Here is a 26,069-nt window from a genome sequence, read left to right as displayed (position 1 = left end):
TATGACAGACTCCCGCCCCGACAACCGTAAACTGGTACACCTGCTGCTACTTGGCGCCGTAGCCATGTTCGGCTTCGGCTTTGCCCTGGTGCCGCTCTATGATGTGCTTTGTCAGCAGTTGGGGATCAATGGCAAGACCAACACCAGCGCCGCCACTTATAGTGCCCAAGTGGATAACAGCCGCTTGGTCACTGTGGAGTTTATCTCTCAGGTGGCCAAGGGAATGCCGTGGGAATTCAAGCCGGAAGTGACCCGTATCAAGGTGCATCCCGGCCAGTTGACCCATACCCGCTTTCTGGCCCGCAACCTGTCACACCAATACAAGATAGGTCAGGCGATCCCTTCCGTTTCACCGGGACAAGGCGCCGCCTACTTCAATAAAACCGAGTGCTTCTGTTTCAATCAGCAGCCGCTGGCTGCCGATGCCAGTGCCGAGCTGCCGCTGGTGTTTTACGTGGATCCGGACCTGCCGGACTCCATCAGCACTCTGACCCTCTCTTACACCCTCTATGACATCACGGATAGACAGATATCCGATGCCCTGGAGCAAGGAGCAGCGAAATGACCAGTAAACATGAACACTATTATGTTCCGGCTCAAAGCGCCTGGCCGATTGTCGGCGCATTGGGGCTTTTCCTTATCGCCTATGGTGCCGGTACTTATGTATCCCAGCTCAAGTCTGACGGTGGCCATGGCAGTTATGTACTGCTGGCAGGGATTGCCGTCATTCTGTTCATGCTGATTGGCTGGTTCAGAAACGTGATCCATGAATCCATGAGTGGTCTCTATTCGCCACAGATGGACAGGTCATTTCGTCAGGGAATGAGTTGGTTCATCTTCTCTGAGGTGATGTTCTTTGCGGCCTTTTTCGGCGCCCTCTTCTATGCCCGTATGGTGGCCGTGCCTTGGTTGGGTGGCGCATCCAACAATGCCATGACCAACGAAGTGCTCTGGCCTGGATTCAGCGCAGGCTGGCCCTTACTGAAAACCCCGAACGGCACTGAAACCCAAGCCATGGGTTGGAATGGTTTACCTCTTTTCAATACCATTATTCTGCTCACCTCCTCTATTACCCTGCACTTTGCCCACCTGGGGTTAGAGAAAGGCAAACGCACCGCCTTAACCCTCTGGCTTGGACTCACCATCTTGCTGGGACTGGCCTTTCTAATCTTGCAGGGAGAGGAATATGTCCATGCCTACACTGAGCTGGGGCTGACGCTGCAGTCCGGTGTCTATGGCAACACCTTCTTCCTGTTGACAGGTTTCCACGGTATGCATGTGACTCTGGGCACGCTATTCCTGTTGGTGCTGTTTTTCAGGGTTTTAAAGGGGCACTTCAGCGCTGAGCGTCACTTTGCCTTTCAGGCCGGCAGCTGGTATTGGCACTTTGTCGACGTGGTGTGGCTATGCCTGTTTGTTTTTGTGTACGTGCTTTAGTAAGGCCGGGGATTGGGGGAAATAATCCCCAGCGCCAATGCCAGCAGCAACAAAATAACCACCAGCGCCGAAAAAAGCACCCGGCGGCCAAGAAAACGGCTCATGGGAACAGATGAATCGCCGCGCACCATGATCCACAGGGCTCGACCAAGGTTGAAAATGATGAACAGCAGTAGCAGTACCAATATGACTTTAAAGAAAAAACTGACTGACATTCACTCTCCCATCCCTTGGGGGCGTTACCTTGCACTGTTATTTACTTTGGGGCTGTTTCTACTCATGGTCAAGCTGGGATTCTGGCAACTGCAGCGCGCTGAAGAAAAGCAACTATTGGCTCAGGAGATTGCTGCCAAAGCAGATGCGGGGCCAAGCAGTTTTTCAGCTCTGCTGAGGCAAGACCCTGGCAGCCGGCTCACAGGGCAGAAACTGCAGCTGAGTGCCAATGTATTGAGCGGTAAGCAATTGCTGCTGGACAACCAGGTGTACCAAGGACGAGTGGGCTACCTGTTGCTGCAACCTCTGCAAGTTGAGCCGGAGCAACCCTGGTTATTGCTGGAGCTGGGGTTTATCCCAGCTCCAGAAAAACGCAGTGAACTGCCAGAGATATTGCCATTACCGCCACACCTCACCCTCGAAGGCCGATTGTGGCAAAAGGGCAGTAACCCACTGAGCCAGGAGCTCTTGGCCGAAGCCGGTTGGCCCAAGCGAATACAGAATCTCAACTGGCCGCAGCTCGAACACTTGCTTGGGCACAAACTGATTCCGGCCGTGTTGCAGCCGGTTCAGCTGGAAGGTGTGGACTTGCCAAGACCCTGGCAGCCATTGCCCATGCCGGCTGAAAAACACTTGGGTTATGCCCTGCAGTGGTTTTCCATGGCTGCCGCCCTGTTGTTACTGCTTGTCTGGTGGCGCTGGAAACTGAATCGACACTAACCATAGGGCGAGCTGAATTCAGAACGCCCAATTACAGCAAGAGGAGCCAGGATGAACTCCCGAACCCAAAGACCACTCTTGATACTACTGCTGGCCTTTGCCCTGCCTGTGATACTGGCAAAACTGGTACTGAGCTTCGAGCTATATCAAGGTGGGGCCACCAATAAGGGCCAGTTGCTGCCGACTAATCTGGGTTATCAGCAACTTGGACTCGACAACCCGCTTCCCGGCCGTTGGCAAGTCCTATACCTGATACCGTCCAACTGCGATGAACTATGCCAGGAACGACTCTACATATTGCAGCAGAGCCATACGGCGCTGGGCGCCGAGATGGACAGGGTCGACACCCTGATTTTCGTTAACCGGGAAAGCGACACGGAAGCTCCGCTAAACAACGACTTTCATCGAGTCACTCTGGATAAACCTCTGACCGCCGAGAATCCATTACAGCAGCAGATGTTGGTGATAGTCGACCCTCTGGGCGCTTGGGTGTTGGCCTATCCGGGGGTAGTGGATCACCAGAGCCAACTCCTACAGGGCAAGGCCTTGGTCAGCGACCTGCGCAAGCTGTTGAAACTCTCGAGGGTGGGCTGATGAAACTGAACTTGCTACTGAAGATGACCCTCATCTGCACTCTGACGGTAATCCTGTTGGGCGCCTACACCCGGCTGTCGGATGCCGGCCTTGGCTGCCCCGACTGGCCCGGTTGCTATGGCCATATCAAGGTGCCTTCTCAGGCCCATGAATTGGCTCATGTCGAACGCCACTTTCCGGGACAAGAAATAGAACCCAAGAAAGCCTGGCTGGAGATGATCCACAGATATGTGGCCGGCTCGCTGGGGATTCTGGTATTACTTATTTTGATCCAGAGTTGGCGTGGCAACACAACCCCGAAGAAGCTGCCGGGACTGATCGCTGCCCTGATCGTATTTCAAGCGCTGCTGGGAATGTGGACTGTGACCATGAAACTGATGCCCGTCGTGGTCATGTCTCACCTGCTCGGGGGATTCACCCTGTTTTCGCTGTTGCTGCTGCTGTATCTCAGGCTCCGGCCGCTGCAAATCCCGGATGGCGATCCCAAAGCCCGCACCTTGGCGCCTTTGGCCATGGTGGCGCTGGCCATTGTGGTACTGCAAATTATGCTTGGCGGCTGGACCTCCTCCAACTACGCCGCCCTGGCCTGCACAGAGTTGCCTATCTGCGAAGGTGACTGGAGCAGCAACCTACGTCTGGCAGATGCCTTCTCTCCTTTTCAGGGTCAGCATCCCAGCTTTGAGTTCGGCGTATTGGATTATCACACCCGGATGACCATACATATTGCCCACCGAATAGGTGCCCTGCTGACCGCGATAGTGGTACTTACCCTGGCATTCATGCTCTGGCGCAGAGCCGACTCGAGCATGCTGAAACGCTCGGCTCTGGGACTCACCTTAGTGCTGGGATTACAGCTGTCATTGGGCCTGGCCAACGTATTGCTGCATCTGCCGCTGCCGGTGGCGGTTGCCCATAACGGCGGCGCAGCCCTGCTGCTGCTGACTTTGGTATTCATCAACTATGCGCTTTGGCGTAAAGCCTGAAGAGGGACTGTTTATGGCCAAACTACTCTCCATAGCCCAGGATGCGACCCGCACAGAGATCTCCTGGCGCGATTACCTGGAAATGACCAAGCCCAAGGTGGTGGCGCTGATGCTGCTCACCGTCCTGGTGGGCATGTGCCTGGCGTTGCCCGGTGCCGTCCCCCTACAGCCCTTGCTTGCCGGGCTAATGGGAATTGCCATGATGGCGGGCTCGGCGGCCGCCTTGAATCACCTTATCGATCGACGCATTGATGGCCTGATGGCCCGCACTTATAACCGCCCCTTACCCAAGGGACGAGTGAGCGTGAGCCGAGCCTTGAGCTTTGCCGTCTTGCTTGGATTGGCGGGCTTTACCCTACTCTATTGGCTGGTGAATCCACTCACCGCCTGGTTGACCTGTGCCAGCCTGATTGGCTACGCCCTTATCTATACCGCCTATTTAAAGCGGGCAACCCCCCAAAATATCGTGATAGGTGGCCTTGCCGGTGCCATGCCGCCACTGCTGGGTTGGACGGCGGTAACCAATGACTTTCACGGCCACGCCTGGCTGTTGGTGATCATTATTTTCACCTGGACTCCACCTCATTTCTGGGCCTTGGCCATTCACCGTCAAAAAGAGTATGCCAAGGTGGATATCCCCATGCTGCCTGTGACTCACGGGGTGGAATTTACCAAGACCTGTATTCTGCTCTACACCCTACTGCTGGCCATCGCCTGCTTATTGCCGGTTTTGGTTGGCTTGAGTGGCCCCGTCTATCTGCTGGCTTCCACCATTCTCAGTTGCCTGTTTATCTACAAGGCCTGGCAACTCAAGTTTGCCGACCGCCCCGGGCTGGCGATGGCCGTGTTCCGTTTCTCCATCTATCAGCTAATGCTGCTGTTTATTGCCCTGCTTGTGGATCATTACCTCTGGAGTTGAATCATGAAGAAACGCATCTTGGTGGCGGGTATTTTGCTCATAGGTCTTGGCGGTTTGGCCAGTGTGCAGCTGTTTCACCGACCTTCGTCTCAGCCGCCGCAGGCACTACAAACCAGCTTTCAATATGAAACCCCAAGGCCTCTGCAACCTTTTGAGTTGCAGGACCAAAACGGTCATCAATTCGATAATGACAAGCTAAAACAGAAATGGAGTCTGATTTTCGCCGGTTACACCTCCTGCCCGGACGTATGTCCCACCACCCTTGGCAAACTCAGTGCCGTCTACCCGAAACTGGCACAAGTGGCACCAATACAGGTGATACTGCTCAGTGTCGACCCTGAGCGAGACAGCCAAAGCAAACTCAAGGATTACCTGGCCTTCTTTAATCCCGAGTTCATAGGTTTGCGGGCCGAGCACCCGGCATTACTGCCCTTCAGCCGCGATCTGGGCCTGGTGTATTCACTGGTCGGCGATGGCCCTGACTACCAAGTGGATCACAGCGCCTCTTTAATCCTGATCTCGCCCGACGGCCGCCGCTACGCCACCATCAAGCCCAGTTCACAGACACCCGGACAACTGCCGCAAATCCGCAACGATGAACTGCTGGCCGACTTTCGCACTCTGGTTACTCAGTATCAAGGGCCTCACTAACCCCCTAAAGAGCCTAGTCATTCATATACCATTTTTTCTTTTGAAAAGAGGCAGAAGTGAAATTTGCCGACTATCTTTTGTGTGTTGGGAAAACAGGGAAGCACTATGTCCATCGACACACTGGCACTGGGTTCAGAAATAAGCATTCGCAATATTCAGCCACTCTACCAAAAACTATTGGAGCTCTTGCATCGGGTCGATGAATTGATCCTGGATGCCGGTGAGTTGCACAAGGTGGATACTGCCGGCGCCCAGTTGCTGTACCTGTTTGCTCTGAGTTGCGACAAGCGAGGGTTGAAACTGTCATGGCAACAGGCTCAACCCGCCTTTATCGCTCAACTGACGCGCCTGGGTATCAGGATCCCGACACTCGATTCGGATTTTGAAAAGGAAACGCTCAATGAAGACAATCCTCGCAGTTGATGATTCAGCCTCCATGCGGCAAATGGTGAGCTTTACTCTCAAGACAGCAGGTTTCGACGTGACCGAAGCCAACAATGGCGAGGAAGCGTTGAAAGTAGCCCAAGGCAGAGAGTTTGACCTGGTGATATCGGACGTCAACATGCCAATTATGGATGGTATCGAGCTGATACGTAACTTGCGCGAGCTGCCCAACTACAAGTTTGTGCCCATGTTGATGCTGACCACAGAGTCGACCACAGACAAGAAGCAACAGGGACGAGCCGCCGGAGCCACCGGTTGGATAGTCAAACCCTTCAACCCGGATCAGCTGTTGGCCACGGTTCGCAAAGTATTGGGTTAGCCTCCGGCAAGGAGCGGATATATGGACATAGATCTGAGCCAATTCACCCAGGTGTTCTTTGAAGAAAGCCTCGAAGGCCTGGAGGTCATGGAATCTGAGCTGCTGAAACTGAACGTGCAGCAACCGGATCCGGAAACCATAAATACCATTTTTCGTGCCGCCCATTCGATTAAGGGAGGCAGCGCCACTTTTGGTTTCAACCAGGTCGCCGGATTCACCCACTTGCTGGAAACCCTGTTGGATGAAATCCGTGATGGCCGCCGGGAAATGACCGCCAATCATCAGGATATGTTGCTCTTGTCGGTGGATCTGCTGCGCAACATGCTGCAGGCCTTGATGGCAGGTCAAAGCTTTGAATCACCCCAGCAACAAGAGCTGGAAAACCGCTTCAATCAGGAGCTGTCCGCAGTTGCCGGGGTCGAAGATGCGCCGGATAACGCCAGCCAAAGCAATGAAAAGTCAGCAGCCAAAGTATCAGAAACCAAAGATTCTGAAACCAAAGAGTCTGAAACCAAAGATATTGGGCTCAGCTGGCAGATAGATTTCCATGCCGGCGCCGACATTCTCAGATGCGGCAACGACCCCATTTTGATGTTCAACGAACTCGCCGAGCTGGGTGAGCTAAAGGTCAGCCTGCCAGCGCAGGAACTGCCTGAGTTTGAAGACCTGGACCCCGAATCCTGCCGTCTGTATTGGCAGCTGCAACTCGACACAGAGGCGCCACTTGAGCGGATAAAAGAGGTGTTTGAGTGGGTCGAGGACGACTGTGAAATCCATTATCAGCAGTTACCCGCCAAGGCACAGCTTGTCGAAGGTGTCTCACCGCAGGAACAAGCCCCTATCTCGACTTCTGCCCCAGCCTCCCAAGAAACACAGGTCGCAGCCACCACAGCCAAAGTGGAGTCCGGCAAGGCTGTTGCCAAAACGGCGGAAACCAGTTCTATCCGGGTCAGCACCGACAAGATAGACATGCTGATCAATATGGTGGGTGAGCTGGTGATCACCCAGGCTATGCTGGGGCAGATAGGCCAACAGGAACGCATCGACGATAACGCTCTGCTGTCACTGCAACAGGGGTTGGAGCAATTGGCCAATCACACCCGGGATCTGCAGGAAAGCGTGATGCAGATCCGCATGCTGCCTATCAGCTTCGCCTTCAACCGTTTTCCCCGCTTGGTACGCGATATAGGTCAGCAGCTGGGCAAGAAGGTCGAGCTGATCCTCAAAGGCGAGGAGACAGAGCTGGACAAGACAGTGATGGAGAAAATTGTCGACCCCATGGTGCATCTGGTACGTAACTCCTTGGATCACGGCATTGAATCCCCTGCCGTGCGCAGTGCCAAGGGTAAACCGGAAACCGGCAGGATCACCCTCAACGCCTTCCATCAAGGCGGCAATATCGTCATAGAAATAACCGACGACGGCGCCGGATTGGATACCGGCAGAATTCTCGCCAAGGCCAGAGATAAAGGCTTGGTCGGCGCTGAAGAGGAACTCAGCACAGAGGCGATTCAGCAACTCATCTTTAAACCCGGCTTTTCTACCGCCGACAGCGTCTCCGACCTCTCTGGCCGGGGCGTGGGTATGGATGTGGTCAGACGCAACATTCAAGCACTCAGCGGCAGTGTAGAGCTGGCCTCGGTGCCCGGCAAGGGTAGCCGTTTTACCATTCGCTTGCCTTTGACCCTGGCCATTCTCGACGGCCAGTTGGTGAGGGTTGGCGAGCATACTTATGTGGTGCCGTTGGTCTCCATCTATGAGTCGCTGCAAGTGGAAAGCAGCAAGGTCAACAAGCTGTCTGAAGAGCACGAAGTGATCCGCCTGCGAGACGAGTACCTGCCGGTCATCCGCGTTTATCAGGAGTTCAATCACCAGGCTCAGGCCAAAGAGGTCAAAGAGGGGCTGGTGATGGTGGTGGACAACAACAACCAAAAAGTCGGCCTGCTGGTCGATGAGTTGCTGGCGCAGCAACAAGTGGTGATCAAGAGTCTGGAAGACAACTACGCCAAAGTGCCCGGGGTGTCCGGTGCCACCATTCTCGGTGACGGCCGGGTGGCGCTGATAGTGGATATTCCCGGACTCGTGACCATGTCTGGCCTCAATCAAACTCAGGAACATGCAGCCTAGAAGGGAAGCGCAATGACAGAATCCAACCCTGCAACATCGGCAGCTGCGGAAGATCAATCACAGCAATACCTCACCTTTATGATGGCTGATGAGGAATATGGCGTCGATATTCTCTCGGTGCAGGAGATCCGTGGCTGGGAAGCAACCACGGTTATTCCCAATGCGCCGCCCCATGTCAAAGGGGTGATCAATCTGCGCGGCACCATAGTCCCCATCATAGATCTGCGTCAAAGGTTCGGTATCAAGACCCTGGCATATGGCCCAACCACAGTAGTGATAGTGCTGAAAGTGCGCCTGGATAAACAGCACAAGGTGATGGGCATAGTGGTGGATGCCGTTTCCGATGTTTTCAGTATCACCCAGAGCGAGATCCGCAGTGCGCCCGATTTTGGCCAGGACACGGACATGCGTTTCATCCATGGGCTCACCTGTGTGGCCGATAAGATGGTCATACTATTGAATATCAATATGTTACTCGGTAATGAAGTGCTGCCGGATGCATCACAACTTTCCAGTTTGCTGCAGCAACTGGACTTGGAACAGCCTCAGGCTGCCAACCTTTAAGACATCAAGGAAAGAAGAATGGATGCCGCTAATGCCAACATAATCAACAGTAATCCCTGGAATCTGCTTGGCTTAATCACGGGCATCGCCGTAATGGCGCTCATGCTGCTAGGCCAGGATCCCAATATCATTATTATTCTGCAGGGCGTCACCCTGGTTTGCATACTGCTTGGGCTATTGCACTCACTCAAGCACAAAGGCACCCTGGATAGCGCCATCAACCAACTGCAGAGGTTGCTGAAAGACGGCACGCAGCAGTTTGCCGAGCTTGATCTGCCGGGCTGGAAGCCACTGCTGGACGAGCTCAACCGTTGGCGTCAGAGCCAGCAACAGCAGCAAGCCATTCTCAAGGCGCTGGATATCTGCCAGGCCAATGTGATGGTGGCCAATCCGGCCGGTGACATTCTCTACTTCAACCACTCGCTGCAACAAACCATGCAGGACGCCGAGGCCGACATTCAAGAGGTATTGCCCAAATTCCAGGCCGACAAGCTGCAGGGCGCCAATATGGATGTTTTCCACCGCAACCCTGAGCATCAAAGGAAATTGATCGCCGGCTTGGAGCAGGTTTACTCGACTCAGATCAAGGTAGGTCGCCGCACCTTCAGCCTGATAGCTTCGCCGGTATTCGACGAAAACAAGCAGCGTATTGCCACTGTGGTCGAATGGCAGGATCTCACCGAAGCCCTTAGCAAACAACAATTGGAGCTGCAAAGCGCTACAGAGAACACCCGCATCAAGCAGGCTCTCAATGTCTGCCAGGCCAATGTGATGGTCGCCGATACCGACTACAACATCATCTACTTGAACGACTCATTGAATGAAATGCTGGCCGGCAATGAGCAAAAGCTGCAACAGGAGTTGCAGGCCTTCAACATGAGCAAGCTGATTGGCAGCAATATCGATATCTTCCATCGCCATCCTGAGCATCAGCGACAATTGCTGGACCAGCTCACCGACAGCTATAACACCCGCATCAAGGTAGCCGGGCTGACATTCAACCTGATTGCCACCCCGGTATTTGAGCAGGGCAAGCGTACCGGCACAGTAGTGGAGTGGCAGGATATCACCGCCAGCCTGGCCAGAGAGCAGCAGGAAAAACAACTGGCGGCCGAAAATGCCCGCATTCGTCAGGCATTGGATAATGTCAGTTCAAATACCATGGTGGCGGATAACGACGGCAATATCATCTACCTCAACCAAGCTGTACAGCAGATGTTTCAGGCAGCCGAGAAAGATATTCTCCGCGACCTGCCCAAGTTCAATGCCAGCAAACTGCTGGGACAAAATATCGATGGTTTCCACAAGGTCCCCAGCCACCAGCGCAGTATTCTCGCCGGATTGACCGAGACCTACGACAGCCAGCTGCAAGTTGGCGGCCGTACCTTCAGAATCATAGCCAACCCGATACTGGACCCGGAACAGGGACGAATTGGCACTGTGGTTGAGTGGGCCGACCGTACCAATGAAGTGGCCATAGAGCAGGAGATTGACGCCATTATCACGGCGGCCAACGACGGCGACCTGAGCCGCCGCCTGGATATTCACAACAAGGAAGGCTTCTTCCTTAATCTATCCAACGGCCTCAACCGCTTGGTAGGCATCGCCGACAATGTCATCTCCAAAATCGCCGATATCTTCGATGGCCTGGCCAAGGGGCAACTGGATCGAAAACTTGACGGCGAATATCAGGGTCAGTTTGCCAAGCTGCAGCAAGATGCCAATGCCACCATCAGTAAGTTGACCGAAGTGATTGGGGGCATCAATGACTCGGCCAATACCGTCACCTCAGGAGCCGAAGAGATAGCTCAGGGCAACGCCGATCTTAGCCAGCGTACCGAAGAGCAGGCCGCCTCCCTGGAGCAAACCGCCTCCAGCATGGAAGAGATGACAGCCACTGTGAAGCAAAGCGCCGAAAATGCCACTCTGGCCAACAACTTAGCTCAGGAGGCCAGCGAGAAGGCAGGCGAAGGTGGCAAGGTAGTCAAACAGGCAGTCAGCGCCATGGAGGAGATCAACACCTCGAGCAAACGCATTGCCGACATCATCAGCGTGATAGATGAAATCGCCTTTCAGACCAACCTGCTGGCGCTGAATGCTGCGGTCGAGGCTGCCAGAGCCGGAGAACAGGGCCGTGGTTTTGCCGTAGTGGCCGGAGAGGTACGTAACCTGGCACAGCGCAGCGCCGGTGCCGCCAAAGAGATCAAGGAGCTGATCCGCGACAGCGTCAACAAGGTCACAGATGGCACTCAGTTGGTCAATCAATCCGGTGAAACCCTGCAGGAGATAGTGCAAGCCGTGTCCAAGGTAGCCGGCATGATCAACCAGATCAGCATAGCCGCAGAGCAGCAGTCGGTTGGGATCCAGGAGGTCAATAAGGCTGTATCACAGATGGATGAAATGACTCAGCAAAATGCCGCCCTGGTGGAACAGGTCTCGGCAGCAGGAGATGCCATGGCCGAACAGGCCAGAAGCATGAAGCGTCAATTGGGCTTCTTCAATACCGCCAATCTGGAAAAGGGCGCCGGCAAGCCCCTGACCCTGATCGCCGGGGATAAGTCCCCCAAGATCCGTGTCAGTTCAGAAGAGTGGAGCGAGTTCTAGGAGATACTGATTGAGCTTCAATGAAGAGAAGGCATTCCCGATGACAGCCGCGGATTTCGGCATCATCCGCGAGCTGGCCTACCAACACACAGGGATAGTGTTACCCGAGCGCAAGCGCCATATGGTGTATTCCAGGCTCAGCCGCCGGCTGCGATTGTTGCGGCTGGCCAACTTCGGGGAATACTGCCTCAAGCTGCAAAGCGACCCTCTGGAACTGGCGCCATTTATCAACGCGTTGACCACCAATCTGACCTCCTTTTTCCGTGAGCGGCACCACTTCAACTTTCTGGAAACCGAGCTGGTGCCCTATTGGCAGCAGCGCAAGCAACGCAGGCTGAGAGTTTGGTCGGCAGCCTGTTCCAGCGGTGAAGAGCCCTACAGCATAGCCATGACCTTGGCAGAGCACTTTCCAGCCGCCTCGGGTTGGGACCTGAAAATATTGGCAACCGATCTCGATACCAATGTGTTGGCCAGAGCCGAAGCCGGAGTTTATCCCCTGGCCGGAATGGAGGCCATCCCTGAACGATGGCACCACTATCTGCAAGGCGCAGCGGAAGAGTTTAGTATTAGCAACCATATCAAAAAGTTACTCTTCTTCAAGCAGCTCAACTTACTGGAGCCCTGGCCGATGCAGGGCCCATTCGATGCCATCTTCTGCCGTAATGTGCTGATCTATTTCGACCAGAGCACCAAGCAGAAGATAGTGGCCGGTTTCAGAAAACTCCTGGCCGATGATGGTGTGTTATTTATCGGTCACTCAGAAAGCCTGACCAATATCTCCCGTGAGTTTGAAACCGTCGCTCAAACCACTTATCGCCTGCGGCATCAGGATTCGACTCTGCCGCGACTGTCCCATGTCTCAGGAAGCAAGGAGCCATACTGATCATGGTAAAAGTTCTGATTGTTGACGACTCGGCACTGGTACGCCAGTTGCTGAGTCATATGCTCAGCCAAGCCCAAGACATTGATGTCGTCGGCTGCGCCGAGGACCCCTACGAAGCCAGAGAGATGATTAAAGCGCTGCAGCCGGATGTACTGACCCTGGATGTGGAAATGCCCAAGATGGATGGCCTGGCCTTTCTGCGCAACTTGATGCGCCTAAGACCCATGCCTGTAGTGATGGTGTCGTCCTTGACCGAGCGCGGCGCCGACGTGACCCTGGAAGCCTTGTCCCTCGGGGCGGTCGACTTTATCGCCAAGCCTAAACAGGACTTGACCAACAGGCTTCTGGACTATCAGCAAGAGCTGATCGATAAGGTGCATCTGGCTGCCGCCAGCCATGTCCCCCCTCAACAAGGCAGCACTGCGCCACTGAATGGTGATGCCAAACTCAAGAACCGCATCATAGCCATAGGCGCTTCCACCGGCGGTACTGAGGCCATTCAACGGGTAGTGGCACCGCTGCCGGCCAATACCCCCCCCATAGTCATAGCCCAGCATATTCCCGCGGCCTTCAGCGCTTCATTTGCCCGCCGCCTCAACCAACACGCCAGAATGGAAGTGATAGAGGCTCAGGGTGGGGAAAGATTGAGTCAGGGCGTTGCCTATCTGGCACCGGGCCATGCCCACTTGGTACTCGAGCGCCGTGGGGCCCATATCTACACCAGACTGCTGGACACAGAAACCGTCAACCGCCATAAGCCCTCGGTGGATGTGCTGTTCAACAGCATTGCCGAGATTGCCGCTAAGTCGGCGATAGGGGTGATACTCACGGGCATGGGTAAAGACGGTGCGGCCGGCCTGCTGAAAATGCATCAAGCGGGAGCCCACACCATAGCCCAGGATGAGTCCAGTTCCGTGGTTTGGGGAATGCCTGGCTCGGCAGTGGCACTCAATGCCTGCAACGAGCAGTTGCCACTGGCGAATATCCCGGCCAGGCTGTTGAAATTACTGACTACTCCTTGACCCAGCTGCCGTCATCCTTTGGCCTAACCCATGCCTGGGAAAACCAATAATAGCTGCCGTGACGTTTGCTGGGGGCGGTACAGTTGTATCTGGATCGCCCCGGAGGCAAGTCCAGTTCAGCCTGAATACGGAAACGATTCGCCGACAACCATTGAGGTTTCTTGGCGCCCTGCCCCTGTACATAACACATGAGCTGCGACTGATTGATATCGCTCATGTCCAGAGTCACCTCAAGTTCGGGCCGCCACTGACCCATAGGTAACTCAGGGTTACTGGGGGAGATGGCCTGCACCGGCATATTCAGGCTATGCAGTTTCACCTTGAGAGCATTCATATCGGCATAGGCGCCAGCCACGGGGAAACGCGGCAAAGAGGTCAAAGCAGAGTGAGGGCCTGCCGCACCGGACTGCTGCCCCAAGCCAACAAACCCAAGACGCTGCAACAAGGCCTCCAACTGGCTGTTATATTCGCCGTAGGGATAGGCGAGTATCTTCAGGTTGTCGCCGGTTTCTTTGGCAATTCGGGCCTCGGTCTCAAGCAGGTTGGCTTCGATTCGCGCCAGCCACTGCTCCTCGGTTTCGGTGGCATTGCGGCGGATCAGATGCTCATGCCCCCAACTGTGGTTGGCAATCTCGGCGCCTTCTGCCACCAGTGTTCTGAGCTGCTCCCAGCTCATCATCTCACGGTAACCCTTTTCTATCGGCTCTATCGCCACAAACAGTGTGTAGGGAAAGCCAAACTCTTTCAGTATTGGGTGAGCGGCCTCGGCAATGCTGAGGTAACCGTCATCGAAGGTGATGGCAACCGTTCTCGGTGCCAGCGTTTTGGACTGACGAATCGCCTCTATTACTTGGGTCAGCGGCACCACATTGAAATCATGATCCGCCAGATACTGCATCTGCTCCCGAAACTGGGCCGGAGTCACACTGGTACTGGCCGGCGAGCTGTCAGAAACATGGTGATACTGTAGAATGACTGCCGCCAGGACGGGTGAACTTATTAGCCCAAGACAACTGCAGAGCAAAAAGCACAGCTTTTTCAACATCATTAACCTCTGAGAAATTATGACCACCAGCATTGGCCTGTTCGACAGGCAAAAAAACCGCCAGCTGTTTGCGTTGGCGCTTCCAATGATACTGTCCAACATAACTGTGCCGCTACTGGGTCTGGTGGATACGGCTGTCATAGGGCACTTGAGTGACGCCTATTATCTCGGGGGCGTCGCCGTTGGTTCGACCATTATAACACTGCTGTTCTGGTTGCTAGGGTTTCTGCGTATGGCCACCACGGGCATGGTTGCCCAAGCCTATGGCGCCGATGACAAGCCTCGGCAACTGCAGCTGTTGATGCAGGCCGGCGCGCTGGCACTTTTCCTCGGCTTGATGGCTCTGTTGTTGCAAGGGCCGATACTCAGCCTGGCTGCCAGTTTATCCGATGCCAGTGAGCAGGTCAGTCACTACGCCGCGAGCTACTTTTCCATTCGTATCTGGTCGGCCCCGTTTGCATTGCTGAACCTGGCTCTACTTGGCTGGTTGCTGGGCCGTCAGCAACCCAAGGCCGCCATGTGGCAGTTGATCATCGCCAACTGTGCCAATATAGCTCTGGATCTGCTGTTTGTTATAGGTTTGGGTTGGGGCGTAGAAGGCGCGGCCCTGGCATCCGTCATCGCCGATATGACCGCTTGCGCAGTAGCCTGCACCATGGTGTTGCGCCAGTTAAAACTGTTCAATGTGCCGCCTATTGCTGAGCTGCTCGGGCAGTTACATCCCCGCGACTTTGGTCGCCTCTTGAGCCTGAACCTGGATATCTTTATCCGCAGCTTGTGTTTGCAGGCCACCTTCGCCTTTATGACCTTCAAGGGTGCCGGGCTCGGCGATGAAACTGTCGCGGCCAATGCCGTGTTATTGAATATGTTGCTGCTGATCTCCTACGCCCTGGATGGCATCGCCTACTATGCCGAGGCCGAAGTGGGCCGCACCACGGGTCAAAAACACCTGGACGCGCTCAAACAGGCGGTTTCCCTGGCCTTTAGTTGGTCGGCCATCATAGCGCTGGGGTTCAGCGGCTGTTTCTGGATTTTCGGTGAGCAGCTCATCGGCATGCTGACCAATATTCCCGAGGTGCGTCAGGTCGCATTGATCTACCTGCCATGGCTTATCGCCCTGCCGCTGCTGGCATTTGCTTCCTATCTATTTGACGGTGTCTATATTGGTGCCACCAAGGGTAAAGTGATGCGTAACAGCATGATTTTCGCCAGTTTGGCAGTATTTTTCCCGGTCTGGTTCATGTTGCAACCCTTGGGTAACCATGCTCTATGGGCCGCCATGAGCGCCTTTATGCTGGCGCGTAGCCTGAGCCTGGGGCTGCACTTCCTCTGGCGTCGGCGGCAATTTATTCCTGCCTGATGGCAATAAAAAAGGACAGTGTTGAACTGTCCTTTTCTTTGGAACCTGTACCAGTATTACTGGTAAGAATGGTCGCCATGCTGGTGATCTGTTACATCACGAACACCGGTCAATTCGCCGGGGAAACGCTCCAGCAACTGAGTCTCGATGCCGTCTTTCAGGGTCACATCGACCATGGAGCAACCGTTACAACCACCGCCGAACTGCAGTACCGCCACGCCGTCATCTGTGATCTCCACCAGCATGATGTGACCGCCGTGGCTAGCCAGCTGGGGGTTGATCTCGGCCTGGATCATATACTCCAAGCGTTCGGTCAGCGGAGCATCGTCAGACACTTTACGCATCTTGGCATTGGGCGCTTTCAGAGTCAGTTGTGAACCTAACTGATCGGCCACCAGATCAATGCTGGCTTCTTCCAGGAAAGGAGCGCTCTTTTCATCGACCATGGCCTTAAAGCCATTAAATTCCAGCTCGATATCGTCGGCTTCAACCGCATCCGGTGGGCAATATGAAACGCCACATTCAGCCTGAGGAGTCCCAGGGCTGATAACAAAGACCCGAATATGAGTGCCTTCCGGCTGACCATCCAGGAGTTTAACAAAGTGCGCCTGAGCTGCTTCGGAAATGGTAATCATGACAACCTGCTCCGTCAGGGTAAACCTGAGTAAATTAGTAAGAATTAGGGCTATCATACTCCGACTGTCATGCGCTTTGTAGTCCCGAAAGCGATAGAGCTGAGTTTTTTGTTGTCGGGATCTCGATTTTATCTTCCACAATTCCAGGCCGGCTCTTGATCTTTAGTTGGCACCATACTTACCGCCTGTAACCGCTCAGGAGCTATGGTTCAACCCAGGCGCTTCGGCTCTGGCCAAACACCAAACCTGAACATCCGGCGACCAGGGAGCCAAAGCCTTGGCGGCTTCCCGGATAGTGGTGCCTGTCGTCACCACGTCATCCACCAACACCAATCGTTGCCACTTTGGTGCCCCGCTCACGGCAAACGCCTTGGCCAGATTACGCCTGCGGGCCTTACCACTGAGGCCGGCCTGTGGCGCAGTATCCGCTATCCGCAGCAACAAAGAATCCTCCAGCGGCAGCGCCAACTCTTGGCTCAGCATAGATGCAATCACCCACGCCTGATTGAAGCCCCGCTGTTGCAGCCTCGCCGGATGCAAAGGAACAGGCACCAAGGCCTGTGGCCAACAGATAAGTCCGGCTGCCGTCAATGCCTTTACCCTGCAAGACAAGGCCCTAACCAGTGCGGGTAGAGGGGCGAAATCCTGCTGGTATTTGACTCGGCCGACAAGCGGCCCCAATGCCGAGTGATAGCTGGCCGGGGCCACAACAGGGATAGGACTGTGTTTCATGCAGGAACCACAAAAGCGTGCAATGACGGTCAACTCCCGGCCACAGCCGAGGCAAATAGGTTGTCGGTAGCAGGTGGCCGCAAGACAGCAGGCACACAAACCCTGACTGGCTGACGGGATCTGCTGGTGACACAGTAGGCAACGGTTGGGTAAACTGGCGGCCAATAGGGCCCGGCATCCTGCCAATAGAGGGCTCCACATAACAAGTCTTCCATGAGGTGTTTCAGTGAGTCTGCATATCGAAAGCCAGGGACAGGGACGGGATCTGATCTTGCTCCACGGTTGGGGCGTCAACAGTGCCGTTTTTCATCCCCTGCTGCCTGGCTTGTCTCAGTATAGAGTCCACAGTGTCGACCTGCCGGGATTTGGTTTTAGCCAGGCCATTGACGGGGAACTTGACGACTGGGTGGACGCTCTGGTGGCAGCTCTGCCAGAGCAGGCAGTATGGTTGGGTTGGTCGCTTGGTGGCCTGGTTGCCACCCGAGTAGCTCAGCGCTTTCCAGAACGAGTTGCCGGGCTTATCACTGTCGCCTCCTCTCCTTGCTTTATGGCCAGGAGCGATAACCAATGGCCTGGAATAGCACCTAATGTGCTGACTCAGTTTGCCGAGCAACTGCAACAGGATCTGCAGCGAACCATAGAAAGGTTTCTGGCAATCCAGGCCATGGGCAGTGATAGCGCCCGCGACGATATTCGCACCATTCGCGAGCTGGTTCTGGCGCGGCCGCTAGCCAATGAACAGGCTCTTGCGCAGGGTTTGGAGATGTTGGCCAAAGTGGATCTGCGCCCCGGACTGGAACGGCTCGCCCTTCCCTGGCTCAGGGTTTGGGGCAGGCTGGATGGGCTGGTGCCCAGAAGAGTCGCTAACCTATTGCCGGGTAACGCATCAACCACAGATTTACTGCTGGCCAAGGCATCACACGCCCCCTTTATTTCCCATCCTCAGGAGTTTATTCAGGGGCTAAATAGCTGGCTAACAGAGAAAGACTTTAATTCCTTGCCCTGATTGACTATTATTTGGACAGCAATGTAAGGAATGACCCTATGCAGCTCGTCTCACACTATCCACAGGTACCGATCGCGACCAGTAATCCCGCGACCGATGCCGCTCGGGTAGAGAGTCAGCAACGACCGCCAGTCATTCCGCCGCAGCAACCCAGTAAAGGCCATGAAGAAAGGGCCTTCAACCCGCAGCATGAACGCACTGCAGACTCGGCACAGCAACAGGCCAGACTGGCCGATAGAGTCCAGGAGCGCCAACAGCAATCCGGTCAACAACAGCAGCAACAGGAACAACAGCAGCGCCAAGGCAGTAAGCCACTGCAGCTGAATCTGGTCAGCAAGCCGGCCCTGGATCGCCGCGATATCCGTAACCGTCAGCTAGAAGCCGCGGCTTTTCCCAAGCCCGCCATCGAATCAAGTACCGAGCGCCATCCCATGCCGAATGAAGCACCGCAGTTTTATCGTGAGCTGGGACAGAGAATCGACACCTTCTACCATCAGCGTACTGAGCCCCTGCCCGATGCCGGCATTTCAGCATTGGTTTGATCCGTCTTTGGCGGCAGCTTATATAAACCTTCCTGATACGCCATGCTACCCCAAAGCGCTAGCCCAAGAGCCTTGCGAGCCATAGGTTCTGCGAGCGGTGCTGTATGCAGTTGTTCCTTAACTGGATCATAATCAAAGGTCGCAGGCGCCTTCTCCGGCTGTAATATGGTGACCTTATTGCCCTGCATATAGGCAAAGTTCTTGTCGTACTGCATCAAGGCCCTGCCCGGCCAGCTATCGGGCACCTTTGACAGGTCCCGCCCCAACATGGGGTAAGTGGCATCTATGCCGGCTAAAGACAACAGAGTTGGCGGCAGATCTATCTGACTCACTACCCGCAAGTCCCGTTTGGCCGTTATTCCATCACCCAGCAACAAGCCCGGGATCCTGAATCTGGGCACAGGCACCAAGGAGGCCCCGGAAACCCGGCTGTCATGATCGGCCACCACCAGGAACAGGGTATCACGCCAATAGTCAGCCTCTTTGGCCAGGCGGAAAAATTCACCTATGGCGTAATCGGCATATTTGGCAGCATTGTTGCGGGTCTGTTTCGGTTGTTCATACAGCTCGATACGGCCATCAGGGAATTCAAAGGGATCATGATTGCTGGAGCTGAACACCAGGCTAAAGAAAGGCTTGCCCTCGGCATGGAGCCGCTTGAACTCTGAATCGGCCTTGCGCATTAAATCTTCATCCGAAGCGCCCCAGGAGCCGACAAAGGCAGGTTTACGATAATCTTTCTGGTCGACGATAGTGCTGAAACCATTACCGAGGAAGAAGCTGCGCATATTGTCAAAGTGGCTTTCACCACCGTAGATAAAAGAGGTGGAATACCCTTTAGCCTGCAGTAATTCCGCCAGGCTGAAGAAGCCGCTCTGGCTCTTGCCGAGTTTCACCACAGAGCGCGCCGGCGTGGGGGTAAAGCCTGTGGTCACCGCCTCTATACCGCGGACCGAACGTGTACCCGTGGCATACAGGCTCTCGAAATACCAGCCCTCATCGGCCAGGGCATCCAGATTGGGTGTCAGTGGTAAGCCTCCCAGGCTGCCAACGAAACGAGCTCCCAGACTCTCCTGCAATATGATGACTATATTCTTGGGTTTACCGCGATAGCTGGCCTGATTTTGGCTCAGGCTGGGATATTTGTTTGATATGAAGTCAGCAGGCGCACGGCCACTCTCCTGGCGGATTATCTGATAGATCTCCTTTCTGTCCATATCGCCATAGATCCGCGATGCGTCGGCCTCGTTATTCATTTGGCTGATGGCAAAGGCCAGAGAGTAACCGGAATTGACCACCAACGAGTTGACGAGCGGATCATCGGCGAAGGCCACCATGGCTGGGTTCAACGGCCTGTGACCGAGACTGGATCTGGCCCCCGCCAGTGACAAGACAATGATCAGCACACCGAGCACAGGGCGCCAATACCACTTGGGGAAACGACAATTGCGACCGAGGTAACCTGAGAGTTTCCAGCCGCCCCAGAGGATGACTCCGGACAAGACCACAGAGAGGATCAGCTCCAGTTTGCGGCCGCTCCAGAGCATGGAGAGCACTTCTTTGGGGTAGATAAGATATTCGACGTAAAGACGGTTAGGCCTGACACCGTACTCTTCAATAAAGGAGGGTGTGGACAGCTCCAAAAACAGCAAATACCAAAGCCCGAGAGTCAGCCATAGACGTTGTATCCAAGACCAGCAACGCCCAAGCCAATGATCGCCGCCAAACAAGGCAGTACCCAGTGCCACAACGCCCCAGAGCCAACAAAGCATGGCCACATCGACCCGCAGCCCCTGCAACAACATATGGCTCCAACCACCAACGGCGGTTACCCGTTCATATTGCCAAAGCCCCAGCCCAATTCGGCTCAACATCAGGCATAACAGAGCCAATAAACTGAAAGTCAGCACACCGCGAAACGGCCCCGTAAACTTAAGATGGGAAAACTTCATGCCCTAAAATCCTTGCCACTCTTGTATCTCGGTGGTTGATATAAAAATTGAGGTTTAACCGCACGCCAACTCTTTGCCCGAGCCGATTTGCCGCGTCATTATGACAGAAAGGCTACGATAAAGTTTCATTAACATTTGTTTGTAATTGCCGATAACGCCAGAGGGTGAAACAGTTCGCAAAAGACCGGGAAAAGCGGCAGAGCTCAAGATTCGTAGAAAAGAGCAGCATTGGCTCGAGTGTTGGTTGCAGAAAATGGAGTGTAAAAAAATCCCCCGATAATTATCGAGGGATTCATCTACTGTCGGACCGTTAATAGATATTCAACAACTTGTCGATCAGTTTTTCTTCAGCTTGGCAAAGGCATCGGCAAAGGCATTGCCCATGGCAGCATTCACTGGCTGCGGCTTAGCGGCCGGACGTTGTTTGCCCTGACCAGGCTTATTGCCCTTGGTCTGCGGCTTGCCGGTTCTTTGTTGTGGCTTACCGGGCTCAATCTTTTCGTCCAGGCGCATCGACAACCCAATACGCTTACGCTCAACATCCACCTCCATGACCTTCACCTTGACCACATCACCGGCCTTGACCACGGTATGAGGATCGCTGACAAACTTGTCGGTCAGAGAAGAGATATGCACCAGGCCATCCTGATGCACGCCGATATCGACAAAGGCGCCAAAGTTGGTGACATTGGTCACCACACCTTCGAGGATCATCTCAGGCTTGAGGTCCTTGAGCGCCTCAACTCCATCTTTGAATTTGGCTGTCTTGAACTCACCCCTTGGATCCCGACCCGGCTTATCCAACTCCTTGAGGATATCTGTCACTGTCGGCAGGCCGAATTCATCCGTGGTGAACTCGGCCGGATTGATACTGCTCAACAGTTCACTGTTACCTATCAGCTCGGCAACCGGTTGGCCCTTGAGCTTGGCAATATTTTCCACCAGTGAATAGGCCTCGGGGTGAACGGCTGATGCATCCAGCGGGTTGCTGCCTTCACGGATCCGCAGGAAGCCGGCGGCCTGTTCGAAGGCCTTGGGTCCCAGGCGTGGTACTTTGAGCAGCTCTTTACGGTCGTTAAAGCGGCCATGCTCATCGCGGTATTCCACCAGATTTTTGGCCAAGGTGCGGTTAAGACCGGCCACCTGACTCAGCAGTGGCATGGAAGCCATGTTCACGTCAACACCGACGCCGTTTACACAGTCTTCAACGACGGCTTCCAAAGAAGCCGACAGCTGGCTCTGGCTGACATCGTGTTGATATTGGCCCACACCGATAGACTTAGGTTCAATCTTAACCAGCTCCGCCAGCGGATCCTGCAAACGTCTGGCGATGGATACGGCGCCACGCAGTGAAACATCGAGATCAGGAAACTCATTGGCCGCCAGCTCAGAGGCCGAATAAACAGAGGCTCCGGCTTCGCTGACCATCACCTTGGTGATGCCGGGATTGCTGTCTTTGACCATGGCAATCACTTCAGCTGCCAGCTTGTCGGTTTCACGGGAAGCCGTGCCGTTACCTATGGCGATCAGCTCCACCTTGTGCATATTGACCAGATTGGCCAGGGTGCGTATCGACTTGTCCCACTGGTTTTGCGGCGCATGAGGGAAGATAGTGGTATGGCCCACCAGCTTGCCTGTGTCGTTGACCACAGCCACCTTAACCCCGGTGCGCAGCCCGGGATCCAGTCCCATGGTGGCCTTGGCTCCGGCAGGAGGTGCCATCAGCAAGTCGCCCAGGTTACGGGCGAAAACTTTAATCGCCTCGGTTTCCGCCGCTTCACGCATTCTGGCGATAAACTCGGTTTCCATCTGCAGGGCGATTTTGATCCGCCAAGTGGCTGTGATAACCGTCTTCAGCCAGTTATCCAAAGCGCTGTCACTCAGCTTGAGACGCAAGTGCTCGGCGATGAGCACCTCACAATAGCTACCGGCTTTGGCTTCTGCCTCAGGGTCGGCATTCATAGATAGACTCAACACGCCTTCATTACGGCCGCGCAGCATAGCCAACGCCCGGTGAGAAGGCACTGAGCTGAGTTTTTCAGTGTGCTCAAAATAGTCGCGGAACTTGGCGCCTTCCTTCTCCTTGCCTGCAATCAAGCGGCTTTCAATGACAGCCGACTGTTGCAGGTGGTTACGCACCTTGGCCAGCAATTCGGCATCTTCGGCGATCCGTTCCATCAAGATATAACGGGCACCATCCAACACCGCCTTGGCGTCGGCAAAACCGGCTTCCGGATTAAGATAGGCCTCGGCAGCCTGTTCAGGATCCATGGAGGCGCTGCCGACAGCAGCATAGAGGGCATCGGCCAAGGGCTCGATACCGGCTTCAATGGCAATTTGGCCCTTGGTCCGGCGCTTTGGTTTATAGGGCAGATACAGATCTTCGAGCCGGGTCTTGCTGTCGGCTTCGTTGATGGCGTGCTTCAGCTCGGCGGTCAGTTTTCCCTGGGCCTCTATCGAGGAGAGGATCACCTGACGCCGATCGTTGAGCTCCCGCAGATAACCGAGACGAGTGTGCAGGTTACGCAGCTGGGTATCATCCAGCCCCCCCGTCACCTCTTTACGGTAACGGGCCACAAAAGGCACTGTAGCGCCTTCATCCAGCAAGCTGATAGTTGCAGCAACCTGCTGCTCACGAACGTTCAGCTCCTGGGCAATAATCTGAGCAATATTATGCATAGTAAGGATCTGTTGGATTGACAAAATTCAGTTGCGCCAACCATACCACAGGCTGCCTGAAAGTTTCATAGCCGGAGAGTGAGATTCCAGCCATTAGTCGGCTAATCGCATTCCCGATTAAGCGTTTGACTCGCTCAGGTTTAGCACCTTGACACTCTTTACAAAAATTCATCACAGCTATGGACAGGGAAAACCTGCCTACCTATACTTCACAATCGTTATATAAATGACAATTATTTGTATTTACAAAGTTGGCAGGGAGCGCCGGAAACCACAAACCAATAAGCCGTCTTCCAAGGTGGCAAACATAGGAATAATGATGAAATTCACTCGCTCCCTCGTCGCTCTGTCAGTACTTTCCGGACTGGCAGCCCAGGTGGCTTACGCCAAAGAGCCCCAAATGGAAACCATGGTCATCACTTCCAGTCGGATGGAGAAACCACTCAGTGCCATCCCCAATACTGTGACAGTCATAGACCAGGAACAACTCAAACAACAGTTGGCCACCACCCGGGACTTATCGACCATTTTGGGCAACCTGGCCCCCAGTTTCTCCCCCAGCCGCCAGAAAATGACCAATACCGGTGAAACCCTGCGCGGCCGAGCTCCCCTCATAATGATAGATGGCGTGCCTCAGTCAAACCCTCTGCGCAGTGGTGGTCGCTCGGGTCAAACCATAGATCCCATGATGATAGAACGAATTGAAATCATCCATGGCGCCAATGCCATGCACGGCCTTGGCGCTCAGGGGGGCATAATCAACTACATCACCAAGAAACCCAGCGGCGACAACGAAAGCCGGGTAAGTTTTGATCTGTCCTCCCCCACCAGCTTCGAGTCCGATAGCCTGAGTTTTGGTGCCAACTATGCCTTCTCCGGCCAAAGCGGCAACCTGGATATGCTGGGTTCAGTGGGATACCACAGCAATGGTGTTTACTATGATGCCAACGACGATGTCATAGGTGTCGACACCACCCAGGGCGAGTCGATGGACAGCCAGAGCAAGGACTTCTTTCTCAAGTTGGGCTATGAGTTCAGCGAGTCGCGACTGGAGCTGATGGTCAACCACTACGATATGGACAACAATGGTGATTGGATGCCGGTCAAAGGCAATGTCGCCACAGATACTCCAACATCGGCGGTAAAACAACAACAACCCTGGCAGGCAGCCAACAACAAGGTCACCACCAGCAGCCTCACCTATAAGCATCGCAACATCGCCGGACAGCAGTTGGAGCTGCAACTGTTCAACCAGAACTTCAAGGGTGTCTATGGCGGTGGCTGTTTCGGCAGCTTCTATGATCCGGCCTTCGAAGGTGCAGCGAATCTGACGACTTGTGATACCGGCGCCAATGGCGAGCAGTACTTCTATGACCAGTCACGCAACAAGTCCAACAAGTGGGGCCTCAAGGCGTCGATGATCGCCAAGAATCTGGCCGACAGCGGCGTGGATCTGGCCTATGGTGTAGACCTTTTCAGCGATACTACAGAGCAGGATCTGGTGCAGACCGGACGCTCCTGGGTACCCGAGACCCGTTACGACAATATCGCCCCCTATGCCCAGTTGAGCTTCTCACCTGTGGATGCCCTGACCCTTTCCGGCGGCGTTCGTTATGAATATGCCAAACTCAAGGTCGATGATTTCCAAACCCTGTGGGCCTCTGGCCACAAACAGGTTGCCGGTGGCGAACCAGATTTCAATGAAACCCTGTTCAATATAGGTGCCAGCTATAACTTCACCTCAGCGCTGCGCCTCTATACCAGTTACAGCCAAGGTTTTGGTATGGCCGACATAGGGCGAATTCTGCGTGACGGCAACAGCTTCCCGGACCAGAACCCCAGCGTGGAAGGTTCCTTGACGCTGGAGCCAGTGGTCACAGACAACTATGAACTGGGCTTGGACTATCAAGGCGAGTTGTTGGCAGCCAAGCTGGCACTGTATCACTCCGAGGCCAAACTGGGTGCCCGCTTGGCCCTGAATGAAGACGGCTTCTACAATGTGAAACGGGAAAAGAGCGTGATCCAGGGGCTGGAAGCCAATGTCACGGCTTACCTGGGTAATGACGACGATCTGGGGCTGAACCTGGCGCTGCAGCAAGGGGATTATGACTCCAATAAAGATGGCAGCACAGACACAGATCTCGACGGCGCCAACATAGCACCCAATCGTCTCAACCTGTTCTGGGAACACAGGTTCAATGCCGAGATGAGTGGGCGCATTCAGGCCAACTACTATATGGACCGTAGCTTCAAGAAGGCCAATGGTGAAGAGTACGCCGAGTTTGACGGCTATGTCACAGTTGATGCCTCCTTCTCTATGCCGCTTTACCAAGGCACTTTGACATTGGGGCTACAGAATCTGCTGAATAAGGACTACTACAGTTACTACTCACAGACTATGGCTAACGACAATCGTTACTTCAAGGGCATGGGCCGTACTGTCAGCATAGGCTTCAGCTTGCCTTTCTAATCCAGCCTGTTAATGACAAATTGAGGGTCGCCAATCGGCGGCCCTTTTTATTACACGAGACATAATTTCAAGCGACTTTATCCGCGAGCCCAGTCAGCAGCGGCATCAGCTCGATTGGGCAACAGAGCCTAAGGAAGGTGCTAATAGCACTCTCTTGTGTAGAGAGTG

Annotated in this window: 24 protein-coding genes; 18 read left to right on the top strand and 6 right to left on the bottom strand. The window is 54.5% G+C overall.

Going from position 1 to position 26,069, the window contains the following annotated elements:
- The first annotated feature begins 1 nt into the window (after position 1).
- Both ON072_RS13755 and ON072_RS13750 read left to right on the top strand, forming a co-directional pair.
- Positions 2-565, top strand: coding sequence for a cytochrome c oxidase assembly protein (locus tag ON072_RS13755; protein WP_101058667.1), 564 nt, complete (start codon positions 2-4; stop codon positions 563-565).
- Positions 562-1,437 carry a cytochrome c oxidase subunit 3 gene (locus ON072_RS13750; RefSeq protein ID WP_025010818.1) on the top strand — a complete coding sequence of 292 codons (876 nt, stop codon included), beginning with the start codon at positions 562-564 and terminating at the stop codon, positions 1,435-1,437. The genes ON072_RS13755 and ON072_RS13750 overlap by 4 nt, the downstream gene beginning before the upstream one ends.
- Here ON072_RS13750 and ON072_RS13745 read toward each other — a convergent pair.
- On the bottom strand, positions 1,434-1,652 hold the full coding sequence (locus ON072_RS13745; RefSeq protein ID WP_025888192.1) for a DUF2909 family protein: 219 nt from the start codon (positions 1,650-1,652) through the stop codon (positions 1,434-1,436). The genes ON072_RS13750 and ON072_RS13745 overlap by 4 nt on opposite strands.
- Between ON072_RS13745 and ON072_RS13740 the strand changes: the two genes are divergently transcribed.
- The 12 genes from ON072_RS13740 (at position 1,624) to ON072_RS13685 (ending at position 13,480) form a co-directional block, all read left to right on the top strand.
- Entirely contained in the window at positions 1,624-2,370 is a 747-nt protein-coding gene (locus tag ON072_RS13740) for an SURF1 family protein (protein WP_144133262.1), read from the top strand. The two genes, ON072_RS13745 and ON072_RS13740, sit on opposite strands and share 29 nt — an antisense overlap.
- A gap of 51 nt (positions 2,371-2,421) precedes the next feature.
- A complete protein-coding gene (locus ON072_RS13735; protein WP_054745309.1) occupies positions 2,422-2,964 on the top strand; it encodes a hypothetical protein in 543 nt (180 codons plus the stop codon).
- Entirely contained in the window at positions 2,964-3,947 is a 984-nt protein-coding gene (locus ON072_RS13730) for a COX15/CtaA family protein (protein ID WP_144133261.1), read from the top strand. The genes ON072_RS13735 and ON072_RS13730 overlap by 1 nt, the downstream gene beginning before the upstream one ends.
- A 13-nt stretch (positions 3,948-3,960) precedes the next feature.
- Positions 3,961-4,866, top strand: coding sequence for a heme o synthase (gene cyoE / locus ON072_RS13725; protein ID WP_028780842.1), 906 nt, complete (start codon positions 3,961-3,963; stop codon positions 4,864-4,866).
- Positions 4,867-4,869: 3 nt separating this feature from the next.
- Complete coding sequence (locus ON072_RS13720) at positions 4,870-5,517, top strand: SCO family protein (protein ID WP_028780841.1); 648 nt, start codon at positions 4,870-4,872, stop codon at positions 5,515-5,517.
- A 105-nt stretch (positions 5,518-5,622) separates the two neighbouring features.
- Entirely contained in the window at positions 5,623-5,940 is a 318-nt protein-coding gene (locus ON072_RS13715) for an STAS domain-containing protein (protein WP_025010824.1), read from the top strand.
- Entirely contained in the window at positions 5,918-6,280 is a 363-nt protein-coding gene (locus tag ON072_RS13710; protein ID WP_025010825.1) for a response regulator, read from the top strand. The genes ON072_RS13715 and ON072_RS13710 overlap by 23 nt, the downstream gene beginning before the upstream one ends.
- Positions 6,281-6,301: 21 nt before the next feature.
- Positions 6,302-8,407, top strand: a complete 2,106-nt coding sequence (locus ON072_RS13705; protein WP_261753257.1) for a chemotaxis protein CheA — start codon at positions 6,302-6,304, stop codon at positions 8,405-8,407.
- 12 nt (positions 8,408-8,419) lie between these two features.
- Entirely contained in the window at positions 8,420-8,971 is a 552-nt protein-coding gene (locus ON072_RS13700) for a chemotaxis protein CheW (protein WP_025888185.1), read from the top strand.
- An 18-nt stretch (positions 8,972-8,989) separates the two neighbouring features.
- Entirely contained in the window at positions 8,990-11,575 is a 2,586-nt protein-coding gene (locus ON072_RS13695; protein WP_261753255.1) for a methyl-accepting chemotaxis protein, read from the top strand.
- Positions 11,576-11,585: 10 nt separating this feature from the next.
- On the top strand, positions 11,586-12,458 hold the full coding sequence (locus ON072_RS13690; protein ID WP_315903439.1) for a CheR family methyltransferase: 873 nt from the start codon (positions 11,586-11,588) through the stop codon (positions 12,456-12,458).
- A 2-nt stretch (positions 12,459-12,460) separates the two neighbouring features.
- The gene (locus ON072_RS13685; protein ID WP_274626071.1) at positions 12,461-13,480 is read left to right on the top strand and encodes a protein-glutamate methylesterase/protein-glutamine glutaminase; all 1,020 of its coding nucleotides are present in this window, start codon (positions 12,461-12,463) and stop codon (positions 13,478-13,480) included.
- On the opposite strand, the gene ON072_RS13680 is transcribed toward ON072_RS13685, so the two are convergent.
- A complete protein-coding gene (locus ON072_RS13680) occupies positions 13,470-14,525 on the bottom strand; it encodes a polysaccharide deacetylase family protein (protein WP_028780836.1) in 1,056 nt (351 codons plus the stop codon). The genes ON072_RS13685 and ON072_RS13680 overlap by 11 nt on opposite strands.
- A 19-nt stretch (positions 14,526-14,544) precedes the next feature.
- On the opposite strand from ON072_RS13680, the gene ON072_RS13675 reads away from it, so the two are divergent.
- The gene (locus ON072_RS13675) at positions 14,545-15,885 is read left to right on the top strand and encodes an MATE family efflux transporter (protein ID WP_144224322.1); all 1,341 of its coding nucleotides are present in this window, start codon (positions 14,545-14,547) and stop codon (positions 15,883-15,885) included.
- A 56-nt stretch (positions 15,886-15,941) separates the two neighbouring features.
- Here ON072_RS13675 and nfuA read toward each other — a convergent pair whose 3' ends face one another.
- Together nfuA and ON072_RS13665 are read right to left on the bottom strand one after the other, a co-directional pair.
- On the bottom strand, positions 15,942-16,520 hold the full coding sequence (nfuA, locus tag ON072_RS13670; protein ID WP_028780834.1) for a Fe-S biogenesis protein NfuA: 579 nt from the start codon (positions 16,518-16,520) through the stop codon (positions 15,942-15,944).
- A 195-nt stretch (positions 16,521-16,715) separates the two neighbouring features.
- Positions 16,716-17,252: a ComF family protein gene (locus ON072_RS13665; RefSeq protein WP_232785987.1), complete on the bottom strand. Its 537-nt coding sequence runs from the start codon at positions 17,250-17,252 to the stop codon at positions 16,716-16,718.
- Between the two features lie 226 nt (positions 17,253-17,478).
- Between ON072_RS13665 and bioH the strand changes: the two genes are divergently transcribed.
- Both bioH and ON072_RS13655 read left to right on the top strand, forming a co-directional pair.
- On the top strand, positions 17,479-18,258 hold the full coding sequence (bioH, locus tag ON072_RS13660; protein ID WP_093981653.1) for a pimeloyl-ACP methyl ester esterase BioH: 780 nt from the start codon (positions 17,479-17,481) through the stop codon (positions 18,256-18,258).
- A gap of 38 nt (positions 18,259-18,296) precedes the next feature.
- Positions 18,297-18,800, top strand: a complete 504-nt coding sequence (locus ON072_RS13655; protein WP_044733444.1) for a hypothetical protein — start codon at positions 18,297-18,299, stop codon at positions 18,798-18,800.
- Here the strand turns inward: ON072_RS13655 and ON072_RS13650 are convergent.
- The gene (locus ON072_RS13650; protein WP_144224320.1) at positions 18,752-20,752 is read right to left on the bottom strand and encodes an LTA synthase family protein; all 2,001 of its coding nucleotides are present in this window, start codon (positions 20,750-20,752) and stop codon (positions 18,752-18,754) included. The genes ON072_RS13655 and ON072_RS13650 overlap by 49 nt on opposite strands.
- Positions 20,753-21,088: 336 nt before the next feature.
- Positions 21,089-23,431 (bottom strand): Tex family protein, encoded by a 2,343-nt coding sequence (locus ON072_RS13645; protein WP_028780830.1) that lies wholly within the window; start codon positions 23,429-23,431, stop codon positions 21,089-21,091.
- Positions 23,432-23,750: 319 nt separating this feature from the next.
- On the opposite strand from ON072_RS13645, the gene ON072_RS13640 reads away from it, so the two are divergent.
- Positions 23,751-25,901 (top strand): TonB-dependent receptor, encoded by a 2,151-nt coding sequence (locus ON072_RS13640; protein WP_144224375.1) that lies wholly within the window; start codon positions 23,751-23,753, stop codon positions 25,899-25,901.
- Positions 25,902-26,069 lie beyond the last annotated feature (168 nt).

Source organism: Shewanella sp. K8 (assembly GCF_028823715.1).
GTDB classification, from domain to species: domain Bacteria; phylum Pseudomonadota; class Gammaproteobacteria; order Enterobacterales; family Shewanellaceae; genus Shewanella; species Shewanella algae.
Note: the sequence above shows the minus strand (reverse complement) of the source record. Positions and strands in the feature narration are given on the sequence as shown.

Coding starts and splice junctions, on each gene's coding strand:
- ON072_RS13685 (WP_274626071.1), top strand. CDS start 12,461: ATGGTAAAAGTTCTGATTGTTGACGACTCGGCACTGGTACGCCAGTTG.
- ON072_RS13715 (WP_025010824.1), top strand. CDS start 5,623: ATGTCCATCGACACACTGGCACTGGGTTCAGAAATAAGCATTCGCAAT.
- ON072_RS13640 (WP_144224375.1), top strand. CDS start 23,751: ATGAAATTCACTCGCTCCCTCGTCGCTCTGTCAGTACTTTCCGGACTG.
- ON072_RS13680 (WP_028780836.1), bottom strand. CDS start 14,525: ATGTTGAAAAAGCTGTGCTTTTTGCTCTGCAGTTGTCTTGGGCTAATA.
- ON072_RS13650 (WP_144224320.1), bottom strand. CDS start 20,752: ATGAAGTTTTCCCATCTTAAGTTTACGGGGCCGTTTCGCGGTGTGCTG.
- ON072_RS13710 (WP_025010825.1), top strand. CDS start 5,918: ATGAAGACAATCCTCGCAGTTGATGATTCAGCCTCCATGCGGCAAATG.
- ON072_RS13720 (WP_028780841.1), top strand. CDS start 4,870: ATGAAGAAACGCATCTTGGTGGCGGGTATTTTGCTCATAGGTCTTGGC.
- ON072_RS13675 (WP_144224322.1), top strand. CDS start 14,545: ATGACCACCAGCATTGGCCTGTTCGACAGGCAAAAAAACCGCCAGCTG.
- nfuA (WP_028780834.1), bottom strand. CDS start 16,520: ATGATTACCATTTCCGAAGCAGCTCAGGCGCACTTTGTTAAACTCCTG.
- ON072_RS13705 (WP_261753257.1), top strand. CDS start 6,302: ATGGACATAGATCTGAGCCAATTCACCCAGGTGTTCTTTGAAGAAAGC.
- ON072_RS13730 (WP_144133261.1), top strand. CDS start 2,964: ATGAAACTGAACTTGCTACTGAAGATGACCCTCATCTGCACTCTGACG.
- ON072_RS13755 (WP_101058667.1), top strand. CDS start 2: ATGACAGACTCCCGCCCCGACAACCGTAAACTGGTACACCTGCTGCTA.
- ON072_RS13665 (WP_232785987.1), bottom strand. CDS start 17,252: ATGAAACACAGTCCTATCCCTGTTGTGGCCCCGGCCAGCTATCACTCG.
- cyoE (WP_028780842.1), top strand. CDS start 3,961: ATGGCCAAACTACTCTCCATAGCCCAGGATGCGACCCGCACAGAGATC.
- ON072_RS13740 (WP_144133262.1), top strand. CDS start 1,624: ATGACTTTAAAGAAAAAACTGACTGACATTCACTCTCCCATCCCTTGG.
- ON072_RS13655 (WP_044733444.1), top strand. CDS start 18,297: ATGCAGCTCGTCTCACACTATCCACAGGTACCGATCGCGACCAGTAAT.
- ON072_RS13645 (WP_028780830.1), bottom strand. CDS start 23,431: ATGCATAATATTGCTCAGATTATTGCCCAGGAGCTGAACGTTCGTGAG.
- ON072_RS13700 (WP_025888185.1), top strand. CDS start 8,420: ATGACAGAATCCAACCCTGCAACATCGGCAGCTGCGGAAGATCAATCA.
- ON072_RS13750 (WP_025010818.1), top strand. CDS start 562: ATGACCAGTAAACATGAACACTATTATGTTCCGGCTCAAAGCGCCTGG.
- ON072_RS13735 (WP_054745309.1), top strand. CDS start 2,422: ATGAACTCCCGAACCCAAAGACCACTCTTGATACTACTGCTGGCCTTT.
- ON072_RS13745 (WP_025888192.1), bottom strand. CDS start 1,652: ATGTCAGTCAGTTTTTTCTTTAAAGTCATATTGGTACTGCTACTGCTG.
- ON072_RS13695 (WP_261753255.1), top strand. CDS start 8,990: ATGGATGCCGCTAATGCCAACATAATCAACAGTAATCCCTGGAATCTG.